This is a genomic window from Granulicatella sp. WM01 (assembly GCF_004570605.1).
Taxonomy (GTDB): domain Bacteria; phylum Bacillota; class Bacilli; order Lactobacillales; family Aerococcaceae; genus WM01.
Genome location: NZ_SPPB01000165.1, coordinates 1 through 278, shown reverse-complemented (window position 1 = coordinate 278; position 278 = coordinate 1). Strand labels below are relative to the sequence as shown.

Sequence of the window (278 nt, the reverse complement as noted above, 5' to 3'; positions counted from 1 at the left end):
TCCTTTGGTCATTGGGAAATTGATTTAATGATTGGGAAAATAACTAAAAATGAGTCTGTTATTTTAACACTTATCGAAAGAAAGACACGATTTATTATTATCAGAAAGTTAAAAGAAAAATCATCAGAATGTGTTAACAGGGCTTTAAAACAGATATTTAAACAGTATGGTAAGAAATGGTTTAAAAGTATAACAGCAGATAATGGTTCAGAATTTTCACGATTAACAGAATTAGAAAGCTATTTAACCGCAGTATATTTTGCACATCCGTATGCGTC

General features: G+C 29.5%; 1 protein-coding gene. It reads left to right on the top strand.

What is annotated here, in order from left to right; genetic code table 11:
* Positions 1-278 (top strand): IS30 family transposase (locus E4T68_RS09090; protein WP_135126082.1); only part of this gene is annotated, 278 nt, incomplete at both ends.